Source organism: Streptomyces sp. NBC_00663, assembly GCF_036226885.1.
In the GTDB taxonomy this organism is placed as follows: domain Bacteria; phylum Actinomycetota; class Actinomycetes; order Streptomycetales; family Streptomycetaceae; genus Streptomyces.
The window spans coordinates 6,713,508-6,727,303 of the sequence record NZ_CP109027.1 but is presented as its reverse complement, the minus strand read 5'-3'; the positions used below and the strand labels follow the sequence as shown (position 1 = coordinate 6,727,303).

Annotated in this window: 13 protein-coding genes; 5 read left to right on the top strand and 8 right to left on the bottom strand. The window is 68.0% G+C overall.

What is annotated here, in order from left to right:
* Positions 1-114 precede the first annotated feature (114 nt).
* Entirely contained in the window at positions 115-909 is a 795-nt protein-coding gene (locus OG866_RS30665) for a TerD family protein (RefSeq protein ID WP_329339684.1), read from the top strand.
* A 93-nt stretch (positions 910-1,002) separates the two neighbouring features.
* Here OG866_RS30665 and OG866_RS30660 read toward each other — a convergent pair whose 3' ends face one another.
* From OG866_RS30660 to OG866_RS30635, 6 genes are all read right to left on the bottom strand, one after another.
* A complete protein-coding gene (locus OG866_RS30660) occupies positions 1,003-1,740 on the bottom strand; it encodes a TerD family protein (protein WP_329339682.1) in 738 nt (245 codons plus the stop codon).
* Positions 1,741-1,855: 115 nt separating this feature from the next.
* Entirely contained in the window at positions 1,856-3,001 is a 1,146-nt protein-coding gene (locus OG866_RS30655; RefSeq protein WP_329339680.1) for a DUF475 domain-containing protein, read from the bottom strand.
* Positions 3,002-3,149: 148 nt separating this feature from the next.
* A complete protein-coding gene (locus OG866_RS30650; protein WP_329339678.1) occupies positions 3,150-3,725 on the bottom strand; it encodes a TerD family protein in 576 nt (191 codons plus the stop codon).
* Between the two features lie 137 nt (positions 3,726-3,862).
* Entirely contained in the window at positions 3,863-4,438 is a 576-nt protein-coding gene (locus OG866_RS30645) for a calcium homeostasis/redox stress adaptation protein (RefSeq protein WP_329339676.1), read from the bottom strand.
* Positions 4,439-4,567: 129 nt separating this feature from the next.
* Positions 4,568-5,026 carry a peroxiredoxin gene (locus OG866_RS30640; RefSeq protein ID WP_329339674.1) on the bottom strand — a complete coding sequence of 153 codons (459 nt, stop codon included), beginning with the start codon at positions 5,024-5,026 and terminating at the stop codon, positions 4,568-4,570.
* Between the two features lie 134 nt (positions 5,027-5,160).
* Complete coding sequence (locus tag OG866_RS30635; RefSeq protein ID WP_329339673.1) at positions 5,161-5,598, bottom strand: DUF3052 domain-containing protein; 438 nt, start codon at positions 5,596-5,598, stop codon at positions 5,161-5,163.
* A 354-nt stretch (positions 5,599-5,952) separates the two neighbouring features.
* Here OG866_RS30635 and aceE point away from each other — a divergent pair, with 354 nt between their 5' ends.
* Positions 5,953-8,685, top strand: coding sequence for a pyruvate dehydrogenase (acetyl-transferring), homodimeric type (gene aceE, locus OG866_RS30630; RefSeq protein ID WP_329339671.1), 2,733 nt, complete (start codon positions 5,953-5,955; stop codon positions 8,683-8,685).
* Positions 8,686-8,756: 71 nt separating this feature from the next.
* On the top strand, positions 8,757-9,494 hold the full coding sequence (locus OG866_RS30625) for a potassium channel family protein (RefSeq protein ID WP_329339669.1): 738 nt from the start codon (positions 8,757-8,759) through the stop codon (positions 9,492-9,494).
* Between the two features lie 50 nt (positions 9,495-9,544).
* On the opposite strand, the gene OG866_RS30620 is transcribed toward OG866_RS30625, so the two are convergent.
* Positions 9,545-9,853 (bottom strand): small hydrophobic protein, encoded by a 309-nt coding sequence (locus OG866_RS30620; RefSeq protein WP_329339668.1) that lies wholly within the window; start codon positions 9,851-9,853, stop codon positions 9,545-9,547.
* A 282-nt stretch (positions 9,854-10,135) separates the two neighbouring features.
* On the bottom strand, positions 10,136-11,752 hold the full coding sequence (locus OG866_RS30615) for an MFS transporter (protein WP_329339666.1): 1,617 nt from the start codon (positions 11,750-11,752) through the stop codon (positions 10,136-10,138).
* A gap of 66 nt (positions 11,753-11,818) precedes the next feature.
* On the opposite strand from OG866_RS30615, the gene OG866_RS30610 reads away from it, so the two are divergent.
* Together OG866_RS30610 and OG866_RS30605 are read left to right on the top strand one after the other, a co-directional pair.
* Positions 11,819-12,445, top strand: coding sequence for a TetR family transcriptional regulator (locus OG866_RS30610; RefSeq protein ID WP_329339665.1), 627 nt, complete (start codon positions 11,819-11,821; stop codon positions 12,443-12,445).
* A gap of 82 nt (positions 12,446-12,527) precedes the next feature.
* Positions 12,528-13,745: an alpha/beta hydrolase gene (locus tag OG866_RS30605; RefSeq protein WP_329339663.1), complete on the top strand. Its 1,218-nt coding sequence runs from the start codon at positions 12,528-12,530 to the stop codon at positions 13,743-13,745.
* Positions 13,746-13,796: the final 51 nt, after the last annotated feature.

Below are 13,796 nucleotides of genomic sequence, written 5' to 3'. Positions count from 1 at the left end.
AACGCCCACGGGGACATCGGCACGGACACCATTGTCGGGCACGCGTGCCGAGTACCCATGTCGAGCACCCACCCCGCGTTGTCGTGAGCAGGACCGAGAAGGCAGGATGACCGCATGACGCACGCCATGCTGAAGGGGTCGAACGTCCCGCTGGACGTCACCACGGTGCGCGCCGTGGTGCGCTGGACGCCTGGGCAGGGGGTCCCGGACGTCGACGCCTCGGCGCTGCTCCTCGGCTCCGACGGTCGCGTCCGTTCCGACGAGGACTTTGTCTTCTACAACCAGCCCCGGCACCCTTCCGGGAAGGTGTGGCGGCTCGGCAAGAAGCGGGTCGCCGAGGGTCTCACCGACACGATCCAGACAGATCTCTCCGGTGTCGAGTCCGGCGTCGGTCAGATTCTGCTGGTCGCATCGGCGGACGGCGTCACGTTCGACCGAGTACGCGCGCTGCGCATCCTGCTGTACGACGGCGCGGTCGCCGAGGGCGAACCGCTGGCGTACTTCGACATCAAGCCGGAGACCGGCCGCGAGACGGCGATGATCTGCGGGGAGCTGTACCGCCGCGGTGACGGCTGGAAGTTCCGCGCCCTGGGCGAGGGCTACTCGGACGGTCTGAAGGGCCTGGCCAGCGATTTCGGTATCTCGGTCGACGACTCGGAGGTCGCGGAGGAGCCGGCTCCGATCCCGGAGACCTCCCAGCCCCTGCCCCCGGAACAGCCGACCGCGGTACCGCAGCAGCCGGCCTACGGCTATCCGCAGACGCCCCCGGCGACGCAACCGGCCTACGGCTACCCCCAGCAGACAAGCCAGCCGGCCTACGGCTATCCGCAGCCTCCGGTGCCGGTGGCGGCGGCCTTGGACCCGGACTTCCGCCTGCCGCCGCAGGGCCCGCAATTCATCGGCCGCTAGGGGCAACGCCCTAGGGGCGCGGGGAACTGCGCGACCAGCCACACACGGCCCGCACCCGCCAAACCACAAGCCCCCCGAGTTCCTGGGCGACCCTCACCGCTCCGCCTTGGTCTTGTAACCCCGCCCCCACTGAAGTCCCCACCCGTACAACCGATCCAGCTCCGCCTGGAACCCGTACACGAACTTCACCTCACGCCGCACGATGATCTCCCCCTTCACGTTCTCGATCATCACCACCGCACACGACCGGGCCTGGGGATGGCGTTCGTCGAGGCCTATCTCGATCCGCGGCCCGTTGCTCGGATACAGCGTCACGCTCGCGTGGGTCCGGTCGAACGCCGGCGTCTGGTCGTAGATGTAGACGAACACCAGGATCCGCTTGATGGACTCCCGGTGGTCGAGGTTGACGTAGATCGTCTCGCCGGACGCCGACCCGAACCGGTCGTCACCGCTGAGTTTGACGTACGGCGGTGAGTTGACGTCCCCGAAGAGTCCGCCGAGGGGTTGTACGACGCCCTTGGAGCCGTCCGTCAGCTCGTACAGGCACCCCAGGTCGAGGTCGACGTTGACCATGCTCTGGCTGTGGCCCATGACCTCCGGCGGCTTGAGCGCCTTGAAGGGGTGCCGCAGCAGCGACTCCCGCTGGGAGCCGCCGAAGTCGGACGTCCGCATCCGCCAGGCGAGGTTGATGCGCAGATGCCCGTGCTCCGCGCCCTGCTTGGTCAGGGAGACCCGGTCGTGCCGTTTGGTCAGCTCTATCGCGTTGCTCGCCGCGCTGCCCGAGTCGAACTCGGCCGCCCGTCCGGGCCAGAGTCCGTCCAAGAAGCCCATTCCCGCCCCCACCTCACTGACCGCGTCCGTATTCACTGACAAAGACCGGCGGGGCGGCGTCGAGGAGTCGCCTCGATGCCGCCCCGCTCAGAGCGTTCCCTCAGCCCGAGGGGTGTCACACCCCGGACGAGACCTCAGTCTTCTCGTCCGAGCCGGTTCCGCCCTCGGCCGCGGCGAGTGCCTTGTTGCGGCGTACGGAGGACCAGAAGGACCAGGCGATGAGGACGACGCCGACGAGGCCGGTGATGACCTCGTTGATCTCGTACTGGATGGTGACCATGAGGATCACGGCCAGCGCGCCGATCGCGTAGTGCGCGCCGTGCTCCAGGTAGACGTAGTCGTCGAGGGTGCCCTGGCGGACCAGGTAGACCGTCAGCGACCGGACGTACATGGCGCCGATGCCGAGGCCGAGCGCCATCAGGACGATGTCGTTGGTGATGGCGAAGGCGCCGATGACGCCGTCGAAGGAGAAGGACGCGTCGAGGACCTCGAGGTAGAGGAACATGAAGAACGCGGCCTGGCCGGCCAGGACGACGGCGGGCTTCTTCTTGCCCGTGCGTGCGGCCTCTTCCTCCTCCTCGTGCTCGCGCTCCTCCTCTTCTTCGAGTTTGTCCTCGAAGTAGCCGGAGAGTCCGCCGACGACCATGTAGGTGATCAGGCCGGCGATGCCGGAGATCAGGACGGTCTGTGCCTTGTCGACATGGGCGCCGCCGTGCTGGTGGGCGTGGGTGGCGAAGGTGAAGGCGGTGATCAGCAGGACGATCAGCGCGATGCAGACCGACAGCATGTCGACCTTGCCGAGCTTGGCGAGCGGGCGCTCGATCCAGCGCAGCCACTGGATGTCCCGGTCCTCGAAGATGAAGTCGAGGAAGATCATCAGCAGGAACATGCCACCGAACGCGGCGATCGCCGGGTGGGCGTCGGTGACGAGTTCCTGGTAGTGGTCCTTGTTGTTGAGGGCGAGGTCGACGGCCTCGATCGGTCCCATCTTGGCGCTGACCGCGACGATGACGACCGGGAACACCAGTCGCATGCCGAACACGGCGATGAGCACACCGACGGTGAGGAAGATCTTCTGCCAGAAGGCACTCATCTTCTTCAGGATTCCGGCGTTGACCACCGCGTTGTCGAAGGACAGCGAGATCTCCAGGACGGAGAGGATCGCGACGATGCCAAAGGCCTCCCACCCCCCGTAGAAGACCGCTGCGACGAGGCCGAGCGCGGTGATCGCGAACGACCAGCCGAAGGTTTTCAGAACCACTGGCTACCCAATCCTTGTGTACGGGTCTCCCCCGCGCCGTACTCGGCTTTACGAAGACTTTGAAGCCGAAGTCTAGTCCCGACCCCTTCGCCGCCCACCCGGGACCGGCTTTTGCTCATAACGCGTTATGAGACCTTGTCCCGGCGCGTCATGAGACGTTGACCCCGAAGTCCAGTGCGATGCCCCTGAGGCCGGACGCGTACCCCTGTCCGACCGCGCGGAACTTCCACTCGGCGCCGTAGCGGTACACCTCGCCGAAGATCATCGCGGTCTCCGTGGAGGCGTCCTCGGAGAGGTCGTAGCGGGCGAGTTCCTGGCCGTCGGCCTGGTTCACCACGCGGATGAACGCGTTGCTGACCTGGCCGAAGGTCTGACCGCGCTCGTCGGCCATGTGGATCGAGACCGGGAAGACGATCTTGTCGCACTGGGCCGGCACCTTGGAGAGGTCGATCAGGATCGACTCGTCGTCGCCGTCGCCCTCGCCGGTGAGGTTGTCACCGGTGTGCTCCACCGAGCCGTCCGGGCTCTTGAGCTGGTTGTAGAAGATGAACCACTCGTCGCCCATGACCCGTCCCCCGGCGCACATCAGCGCGCTGGCGTCGAGGTCGAAGTCGGCTCCGGTGGTGGAGCGTGCGTCCCAGCCGAGCCCGACCATCACCTGCGTGAGGTTGGGTGCGGCCTTGGACAGGGAGACATTGCCCCCCTTGGCGAGCGTGACGCCCATCTGGTCCCTCCCCGTGTGCTGCTGTGTCTCTGGTGGTCCTGCGCGTCCGGCGCCGCACGTAAACCGTGCGGCGCCGGACGGGTGACTCAAGCCCTGCTCATGCCTGGCTCATGTCTGGCTCACGTCTGACGAACGGCTCAGACGTTGACGCCGAAGTCCTGCGCGATGCCGCGCAGGCCCGAGGCGTAGCCCTGGCCGATGGCGCGGAACTTCCACTCCGCGCCGTGCCGGTACAGCTCGCCGAAGACCATGGCGGTCTCGGTGGAGGCGTCCTCGGAGAGGTCGTAGCGGGCGATCTCCGCCTCGCCCGCCTGGTTCACGACGCGGATGAACGCGTTGCGGACCTGGCCGAAGGACTGCTGGCGGTTCTCGGCGTCGTAGATCGAGACCGGGAACACGATCTTCTCGATGTCGGCCGGGACGGCCGCGAGGTTGACCTTGATCTGCTCGTCGTCGCCCTCGCCCTCACCGGTGATGTTGTCGCCGGTGTGCTCGACCGAGCCGTCGGGGCTCTTGAGGTTGTTGAAGAAGACGAAGTTGGCGTCGCTGCTGACCTTGCCCGAGTTGTTCAGCAGGAGGGCGCTGGCGTCGAGGTCGAAGTCCGTGCCGGTCGTGGTGCGGACGTCCCACCCCAGTCCGATGATGACCGCGGTCAGGCCCGGGGCCTCCTTGGTCAGCGATACGTTGCCGCCCTTGCTGAGGCTGACTCCCACGAGTCCTCCATTGGTGTCCAGGGGCGGGGAGCCCCGCCATGCGTTTGGTACCGGATCAACGAGTCGATCCTAGTGACGGGTTCCCGCCCTACGCAGGGCTTGGAACCCAACAATCACAGGGTGTCCGACTCAGATGGCGTCGAGGGCCTTCACATACTCGTTCAGGTCACGGGCGTCGGGCAGCGCGTTGACGACGGTCCAGCGGACCACGCCCTCCTTGTCGATGACGAAGGTGCCGCGCACCGCGCAGCCCTTGTCCTCGGCGAAGACGCCGTAGGCGCGGGAGACCTCGCCGTGCGGCCAGAAGTCGCTCAGCAGCGGGTACTCCAGGCCCTCCTGCTCGGCGAAGACGCGCAGGGTGTGGATGGAGTCGTTGGAGACGGCGAGGAGCTGGGTGTCGCGGTCGGAGAACTGCGGCAGGTTGTCGCGCAGCTCGCAGAGCTCGCCGGTGCACACCCCGGTGAAGGCGAAGGGATAGAAGAGCAGGACGACGTTCTTGCTGCCGCGGAAGTCCGACAGCTTCACGGTCTTGCCGTGGTTGTCCTTGAGCTCGAAGTCGGGGGCCTTTTCGCCGACCTGGATGGCCATCGTCGTGAATCCCTTTCGGAGGGGACTGTTCGGGTGACACCCACCCTACGCAGTGATCACGACAGACTGACGGACGGGCTGAGCACGACGCGCGGCTCAGCCCGTCCGGTACTACCGGTACTAGCGGATGGAGGTCACCGCTTCGACTTGGCGCCCTTCGGCGTCACCAGACGGCTGCCGCTCCAGTCCTTGCCGACGCTGACGCTCTTGGAGGCCGAGAGCCCCGCCGTCGTCGCGGCTTCGGAGATGTCGCTGGGCTCGACGTAGCCGTCACGGCCGGTCTTCGGCGTCAGCAGCAGGATCGAGCCGCCCTCCTCGATGTACGTGGTGGCGTCCACCAGTACGTCGGTGAGGTCGCCGTCGTCATCGCGGAACCACAGCACCACGGCGTCGGCGACGTCGTCGTACTCCTCGTCCATCAGCTCACTGCCGATGACTTCCTCAATGGCCTCGCGGAGCTCCTGGTCGACGTCGTCGTCGTAGCCGATCTCCTGGACCACCTGCTCGGGCTGGAACCCCAGCCTTGCGGCAGGGTTCGTCCGCTCCTCCGCGTGGTCCGCGGTCGCGCTCACGGGTTGCCTCCTGATCATGTCTTCGGGAATGACTCAGCCACGCGCGTGCGCGAAGCATTGGCCGTAGTCCACACGGGCGGGACGGATCGCGCAAGTACCCGGCCGTTCAGACCGCCGAAACGGTGACGTTCCTGGCCGTGTCACCGCAACTCCAGGCACGCTATTCCGCCCTTAAGTGACCTACACCACACCTTTCTGCCCCCTTTGTGTGGTTGTGAACCAGGAGGAAACTCGAGATTGCGCCGCAGCAGTTTCGTTACCTCTCGGTAGAGATGACGTTTGACGCCCCGAGGTACACGATGGGGAGCGGTGCAGACATACAGAAATACGGCCCTCTGACAGGTAAGGAACAGCGTGGCTTCCGGATCCGATCGCAACCCGATCATCATTGGCGGCCTTCCGAGTCAGGTTCCTGACTTCGATCCCGAGGAAACCCAGGAGTGGCTCGACTCCCTCGACGCCGCCGTGGACGAGCGCGGCCGGGAGCGGGCCCGCTATCTGATGCTGCGGCTGATCGAGCGTGCCCGCGAGAAGCGCGTGGCCGTGCCCGAGATGCGCAGCACGGACTATGTCAACACGATCGCCACCAAGGACGAGCCGTTCTTCCCGGGCAACGAGGAGATCGAGCGGAAGGCCCTCAACGCCACCCGCTGGAACGCCGCGGTCATGGTCTCCCGCGCCCAGCGCCCCGGCATCGGGGTCGGCGGCCACATCGCCACCTTCGCCTCCTCGGCCTCGCTGTACGACGTGGGCTTCAACCACTTCTTCCGCGGCAAGGACGAGGGCGACGGCGGTGACCAGGTCTTCTTCCAGGGCCACGCCTCCCCGGGCATCTACGCCCGCGCGTTCCTCCTCGACCGGCTCAGCGAGCAGAACCTCGACGGGTTCCGGCAGGAGAAGTCGAAGGCGCCGTACGGCCTGTCCTCGTACCCGCACCCGCGGCTGATGCCGGACTTCTGGGAGTTCCCGACCGTGTCGATGGGTCTCGGCCCGATCGGCGCGATCTATCAGGCGCGGATGAACCGCTACATGCACGCGCGCGGGATCGCCGACACCTCGAAGTCGCATGTGTGGGCGTTCCTCGGCGACGGCGAGATGGACGAGCCGGAGTCGCTCGGCCAGCTGACCATCGCCGCCCGTGAGGGCCTCGACAACCTGACCTTCGTCGTCAACTGCAACCTTCAGCGCCTGGACGGCCCGGTGCGCGGCAACGGCAAGGTCATCCAGGAGCTGGAGTCGGTCTTCCGCGGCGCCGGCTGGAACGTCGTCAAGCTGGTCTGGGACCGCTCCTGGGACCCGCTGCTGGCCCAGGACCGTGACGGGGTGCTGGTCAACCGGATGAACACCACGCCGGACGGCCAGTACCAGACGTACGCCACCGAGTCCGGCGCGTACATCCGCGAGCACTTCTTCGGTGACGACCACCGGCTGCGGGCGATGGTCGAGAACATGAGCGACGACCAGATCCTGCACCTGGGGCGTGGCGGTCACGACCACAAGAAGATCTTCGCGGCGTTCTCTGCGGCCAAGGCGCACAAGGGCCAGCCGACGGTGATCCTCGCCAAGACGGTCAAGGGCTGGACGCTGGGCCCGAACTTCGAGGGCCGCAACGCGACGCACCAGATGAAGAAGCTGACGGTCGACGACCTCAAGGGCTTCCGCGACCGGCTGCACATCCCGATCACCGACCAGGAGCTGGAGTCCGGCGCCCCGCCCTACTACCACCCGGGCCGGAACTCGGAAGAGATCCAGTACATGCACGACCGTCGCAAGGGCCTCGGCGGTTACGTCCCCACGCGCGTGGTGCGCGCCGAGCCGCTCGCGCTGCCGGACGACAAGACGTACGCGACCGTGAAGAAGGGTTCCGGACAGCAGTCCATCGCCACCACCATGGCGTTTGTACGACTGCTCAAGGACCTCATGCGGGACAAGGAGCTTGGTAAGCGGTTCGTGCTGATCGCACCGGACGAGTACCGCACCTTCGGCATGGACTCGTTCTTCCCGAGTGCGAAGATCTACAACCCGCTGGGCCAGCAGTACGAGTCGGTGGACCGTGATCTGCTCCTGGCCTACAAGGAGTCGCCGACCGGGCAGATGCTGCACGACGGCATCTCGGAGGCGGGCTGCACGGCCTCGCTGATCGCGGCGGGTTCGGCGTACGCCACGCACGGCGAGCCGCTGATCCCGGTCTACGTCTTCTACTCGATGTTCGGTTTCCAGCGCACCGGCGACCAGTTCTGGCAGATGTCGGACCAGTTGGCGCGCGGTTTCGTCCTGGGCGCGACCGCGGGACGTACGACGCTGACCGGTGAGGGTCTTCAGCACGCGGACGGCCACTCGCAGCTTCTGGCTTCCACCAATCCGGGCTGTGTCGCGTACGACCCGGCGTACGGGTTCGAGATCGCGCACATCGTGCAGGACGGTCTGCGCCGGATGTACGGGCCGGACGCCGAGGACGTCTTCTACTACCTCACCGTCTACAACGAGCCGATCCAGCACCCGGCCGAGCCGGAGAACGTGGACGTCGAGGGCATCCTCAAGGGCATCCACCGCTTCAGCGAGGGCACTTCGGGCTCCATCCCGGCACAGATCCTCGCGTCCGGTGTCGCGGTGCCGTGGGCCGTCGAGGCGCAGCAGATCCTCGCCGAGGAGTGGAACGTCAAGGCGGACGTCTGGTCGGCGACCTCCTGGAACGAGCTGCGGCGCGAGGCGGTCGACGTCGAGCGGCACAACCTGCTGCACCCCGAGGAGGAGCAGCGGGTGCCGTATGTGACGCAGAAGCTGTCGGGTGCGCAGGGGCCGTTCGTGGCCGTGTCCGACTGGATGCGGGCGGTGCCGGACCAGATCGCGCGCTGGGTGCCGGGCACGTACCAGTCGCTGGGCGCGGACGGGTTCGGCTTCGCGGACACGCGGGGCGCGGCCCGGCGGTTCTTCCACATCGACGCGCAGTCGATCGTGGTGGGCGTGCTGACCGAGCTGGCGCGGGAGGGCAAGGTCGACCGGTCGGTGCTGAAGCAGGCGATCGACCGCTACCAGCTCCTCGACGTCGCGGCGGCGGACCCGGGCGCGGCGGGCGGCGACGCCTAGCACGGTGATGCGCTGAAGGGCGGTGGGGCCTCACGGCTCCACCGCCCTTACTGTTTCTTTACGATGCGGTCATGAAGGAAGATTCGGCGCAGGACCGTTGGGAGCACCTGACCCAGCGGCCTCTGATGGCGCTCGCGGTCCTGTTCGCCGTCGCCTATGCCGTGCCGATCGTCGACGACTCGGCCGGCCATGAGGTGGCGGCCCTGTGCACGGGCGTCGAGTGGGTGGTGTGGGCGGCGTTCGCCGTCGACTACGTCGTACGGCTGTCGGTCGCGCGGGACCGGCGGGAGTTCGTACGGCGACACTGGCTCGACCTGGGGGCGGTGGTACTGCCTCTCCTCCAGCCGCTGCGGTTGCTGCGGCTCGTCGCCACGCTGCTGCTGGTGCAGCGCAGGGCGCGGATGGCCTCGCAGATCCGGCTGACGACGTATGTCGCGGGGGCGGTGGTGGGGCTGCTGATGTTCGGGTCCCTCGCGGTGCTCTCGGTGGAGCGGAACTCGCCGAACGGGAACATCCGGACGCTGGGTGACGCGGTGTGGTGGTCGTTCACGACGATGACGACCGTGGGGTACGGCGACCACGCCCCGACCACCGGCCTCGGCCGCGTGATCGCGGTCGGATTGATGCTGTCCGGCATCGCCCTGCTCGGTGTCGTCACCGCGAACATCGCCGCGTGGTTCATCGCCCGTTTCGAGAAGGACGACGTGGAGGAACGCCGCCAGACGGAGGCGATCGTGGCGCTGACGGAAGAGGTACGGGCGCTGCGGGCACAGGTGGCGGAGTTGCAGCGGCAGTCGGTCAGACATTGAGGCGGGCCCCCGGCTCACCACGCCAGGGGCCCTCCCTCACTCCCCCCCGGCTAGAACATGCCGTTCCCCGGGGATGCCGCTCCCGCCAGCCAGACGACTGCCAGGAGCGTGTCTATGGCGCCCAGTACGAAGGCGACCAGGGCCGTGACCGGACGCGAGCGCGACCAGGTGCGGCCCATGGCGAGCCATCCGCAGACGATCGCGACCGGGCCGAGGATGATCCCCAGCACGAAGAATCCCGCGACCGCGCAGATGACTCCGATGATTCCGAGCGTCGCGCGGTCCGGCCCGGTCCGTGACCACGTCCGGCCACGTGAGCGGGGGTGCCTGCGCGTTCCTTGTCCGAAGCCCGCCATCATCAACAACTCCCAGAACCCCTAGGCAAGTTGGGTTCGAGGAGGCGAGTACCCACGCGGGAGATTCCAATCCTCCGGACTTGCGGCGCGCCGCCCCCCTCCGGCAGCGCGCCGCAACGCCGGTCACCCGTCCCGCACTTGCCTGAGGAACATGCCGTACCGGAGGGCTTCACCTACTGTGACGCGCGGTGCGTGCCGGGGGCGAGGAATCTTTAGCCTCTTCACTCTGATGAGGGAAGTTGCCCTGGATTCCGGTCAGATGAGGTGATGGCGGGTGCCGGTGCCTCAGATGTGGCCCACTCCCGCGCCCGCCTCCGCGTTCGCGCCCCGCTTGGTGAGCAGCGCGACGAAGATCGCGGCGGCGGCCACCCCGGCGGCGACCAGCGACGCCAGGCTCATGCCGGAGATGAAGGTGTCGTGCGCGACGTCGGTGATCTTCGCGGCGATCGCCTCCGGCGTGCCCTTGGCGATCGGCGGCACGCCGACCTGGACGGCCTCGGAGGCCTGGGCCTGCTGGGCCGGGGTGAGGTCGGGCAGCCCCGCGGCCTTCCAGTTGCCGGCCAGGTCGCTGTCGACCTTGGACGCCATCACCGCACCGAGCACGGCGGTGCCGAGGCTGCCGCCGATCTGCATCGCCGCCTGCTGGAGACCACCGGCCACACCGGACAGCTCCATGGGCGCGTTGCCGACGATGACCTCCGTCGCGCCGACCATGACCGGGGCGAGGCCGAGGCCGAGCAGGCCGAACCAGAGGGACATCACGGCGCTGCCGGTGTCGGTCTCCAGGGTCGACATGCCGTACATCGCGATCGCGGTGGCCGCCATGCCGCCGGCCAGCGGGACGCGCGGGCCGAGCTTGGTGATCAGCACGCCCGCGAGCGGGGAGCCGACGATCATCATGCCGGTGAGCGGGAGGAGGTGCAGGCCCGCGTCGATCGGGCTCATGCCGTGGACGTTCTGGAGGTAGAACGTCACGAAGAACAGGCCGCCCATGAAGGCGATGGCCATCAGGACCATCAGCACCACACCCGCGGACAGCGCCACGGACCGAAAGAGGCCCAGCGGGATCAGCGGCTCGCCGACCTTCGTCTCCCAGAAGGCGAAGAGCACGAAGCCCAGCACCGACGCGGCGATGAACGCCCACGTCTTGGCGTCGCCCCAGCCCCACTCCGGGGCCTTGATGAGGGCCCAGACCAGGCAGAACATGGCGCCCGACAGCAGGCCGATGCCGAGCAGGTCGAAGGAGCGCGGGGCGTTCTCGGCCCGGTGGTCGAGCAGGATCAGCACGCCGAGCACGAGGGCGAGGATGCCGACCGGGACGTTGATGAAGAACACCGACTGCCAGTTGACGTGCTCGACGAGCACACCGCCGAGGATCGGGCCGCCCGCGGTGGAGGCGCCGATGACCATGCCCCAGATACCGATGGCCATGTTGAGCTTCTCGGCCGGGAAGGTGGCGCGCAGCAGACCGAGCGCGGCCGGCATCAGCAGTGCGCCGAACAGGCCCTGGAAGACGCGGAAGGTGACGACCGCGGCGATGCTGCTGGAGAGCCCGATCGCGCCGGACGCGGCGGCGAAGCCGACGACCCCGATCAGGAAGGTCTGCCGGTGGCCGAAGCGGTCACCGAGCTTGCCCGCGGTGATCAGGGAGACCGCGAGGGCCAGGAAGTACCCGTTGGTGATCCACTGGACCTGCGCGAAGGTGGCGCCGAGGTCCTTCTGGATGGCCGGGTTGGCGATGGCGACGATGGTGCCGTCGAGGGCGACCATCATGACGCCGACCGCCACGGTTATGAGCGTGAACCAGGGGTGGCCGCGGAGCCCCGAGGCCCGTGACGCGGACGGGGCGGATGTCGCGTCATCCCCCGGCCCCGTCTTGTCGAGCGTGGTCTGACTAGTCATGCTCCGAGGCTAGTGACAGCCACTGACAATTGACAAAGCAATTCACAAGTCGGTAACTGACACAACATGGAAAACCTGCGCGAACGCAAGAAGCAGCGCACCCGCGAGGCCTTGCTGCGGGCCGCCCTCGAACTCTTCACCACGCGCGGGTACGAGCAGACGACCGTGGACGACGTCGTCGGCGCCGTCGACGTCTCCCAGCGCACCTTCTTCCGCTACTTCGCCAACAAGGAGGAGGCCGCCCTCGCCGTGGTGGAGCTGGCGGTGGCCCACTTCGTCGAGGTGGTGCGCGACCGGCCGCCGCACGAGGCGCCGATGGAGGCCCTGCGACAGGCCGTCGTGGCGGGCTGGGACTCGCTCAACGACACCATCGAGTCCGTCGTACCGGTCGAGCTGTACCTGCGGATGTACCAGGTCATCGAGTCGACGCCGGTGCTGCTCGCGGCCCATCTGCGGCGCTCCATGGAGATCGAGGAGACGCTCGCGCGGGTGATCGCCGAGCGCGAGGGGCTCGATGTGGACGCGGACCTCAGGCCACGGCTCGTGGTGGCCGTCTTCAGCGGGGTGATGCGGGTGACGGAGCGCCGGTGGAGCACGGGCGCCGACCTCGGCCTGGACGCGATGCGGGCCCTGACGGTGTCGTATCTCGAACAGGTGGGCCCGGCACTCACGGGCGACTGGCGAACACAGTGAGGGCATCATCACTGCCACCGAAACGTGATCCCCGTCACTCGGTTAACGCGAGACCCTCTCGTTCTCCTAGTGTGTCCTTTCAGTGACTTCCTTCGACACCTCTCCCCAACTCAACGCCTGGCGCGCACTGCTCGCGCTGGCCGTGGTGTTCGTCATGCTGGCGACCACCGGATGGACCGCGCTCAAGGCCCACCCGGCCACCACCCCGCTCCAGGCCTCGCTCAGCGCCTGGGAGCACGGCCGCATAGCGGGACACGACCTCCCCGACCCGGACGCCTCCCCCGCCCGGCTCGCCGCGTTCTTCGCCACGCTCACCGCTCCGCAGCGCGCCAGGCTCGCCCACCGCTACCCGCTCGCGGTCGGCAACATGAACGGCGCCCCCGTCGAGCTGCGCTACCGCGCCAACCGGATCGCGCTGGGCAAGGCCCGCAAGACCGAGCTGAAACGCATGCACGACCCGCGCCTGTCGCCCAACGGGCAGCAGGAAGCGGGCCGTCGTATGCACCGCTACGAGGCGCTGATGAGCGACAAGCGGCACATCCTCGCCTTCGACCCGGAGGGTTCGGGCCGGGTCGCCGAGGTCTTCGGCAGTCTGACCAAGGCGGAGCGGATCTCGGTCGTCGTCCCCGGCGTCGACACCGACCTGCTCACCTTCCAGCGGACCTACCGCAAGTACTCGGCCCCGGTCGGCATGGCCAAGTCCCTGTACGCGGCCGAGAAGGCGGCGAGCCCCTCGACGCGTACGGCCGTGATCGCCTGGGCCGACTACACCGCGCCCGGCGGACTCGGCCTCGACTCGGCGACCGGAGTCCGCGCGGCGGAGGGTGCCGTCCGGCTGAACGCGCTGGTACGGGCGCTGCCCGGCGGCGCGCCCGTCTCCCTGTTCTGCCACAGCTACGGCTCGGTGGTCTGCGGGGTCGCCGCACGCGCGCTACCCGGCCGGGTCGCCGACATAGCGGTGGCCGGCAGTCCCGGGATGCGCGTCGAGAAGGCCTCCCATCTGCACACCTCGGCGCAGGTGTGGGCGATGCGGGACGCGGACGACTGGATCCAGGACGTGCCGTACCTGGAACTCGGCGGCCTCGGCCACGGTGCCGACCCGGTGTCCTCCGCGTTCGGGGCCCGGGTGCTGTCGGCGGCGGACGCGAAGGGGCACAGCGGCTATTTCGAGCCGGGTACCGAGAGTCTGCTGAACTTCGCCGACATCGGCGTCGGCGCATACCGCTCGGTCCACTGCTCCGACGATGACAAGGCGTGCCGGGCCGGTTTGTCCGGCACGACGACGGACGGACGCGCGTAGAGGCGCAGGAATTGCGGTCTGCGCAGGGAGGCGACGGAGGAGCTCGTGCCG

Excerpts from the sequence above, each read along its gene's own strand:
- OG866_RS30650 (WP_329339678.1), bottom strand. The coding sequence starts at position 3,725 with ATGGGCGTCACGCTCGCCAAGGGGGGCAATGTCTCCCTGTCCAAGGCC.
- OG866_RS30660 (WP_329339682.1), bottom strand. The coding sequence starts at position 1,740 with ATGGGCTTCTTGGACGGACTCTGGCCCGGACGGGCGGCCGAGTTCGAC.
- OG866_RS30615 (WP_329339666.1), bottom strand. The coding sequence starts at position 11,752 with ATGACTAGTCAGACCACGCTCGACAAGACGGGGCCGGGGGATGACGCG.
- OG866_RS30625 (WP_329339669.1), top strand. The coding sequence starts at position 8,757 with ATGAAGGAAGATTCGGCGCAGGACCGTTGGGAGCACCTGACCCAGCGG.
- OG866_RS30665 (WP_329339684.1), top strand. The coding sequence starts at position 115 with ATGACGCACGCCATGCTGAAGGGGTCGAACGTCCCGCTGGACGTCACC.
- OG866_RS30620 (WP_329339668.1), bottom strand. The coding sequence starts at position 9,853 with ATGATGGCGGGCTTCGGACAAGGAACGCGCAGGCACCCCCGCTCACGT.
- OG866_RS30640 (WP_329339674.1), bottom strand. The coding sequence starts at position 5,026 with ATGGCCATCCAGGTCGGCGAAAAGGCCCCCGACTTCGAGCTCAAGGAC.
- OG866_RS30610 (WP_329339665.1), top strand. The coding sequence starts at position 11,819 with ATGGAAAACCTGCGCGAACGCAAGAAGCAGCGCACCCGCGAGGCCTTG.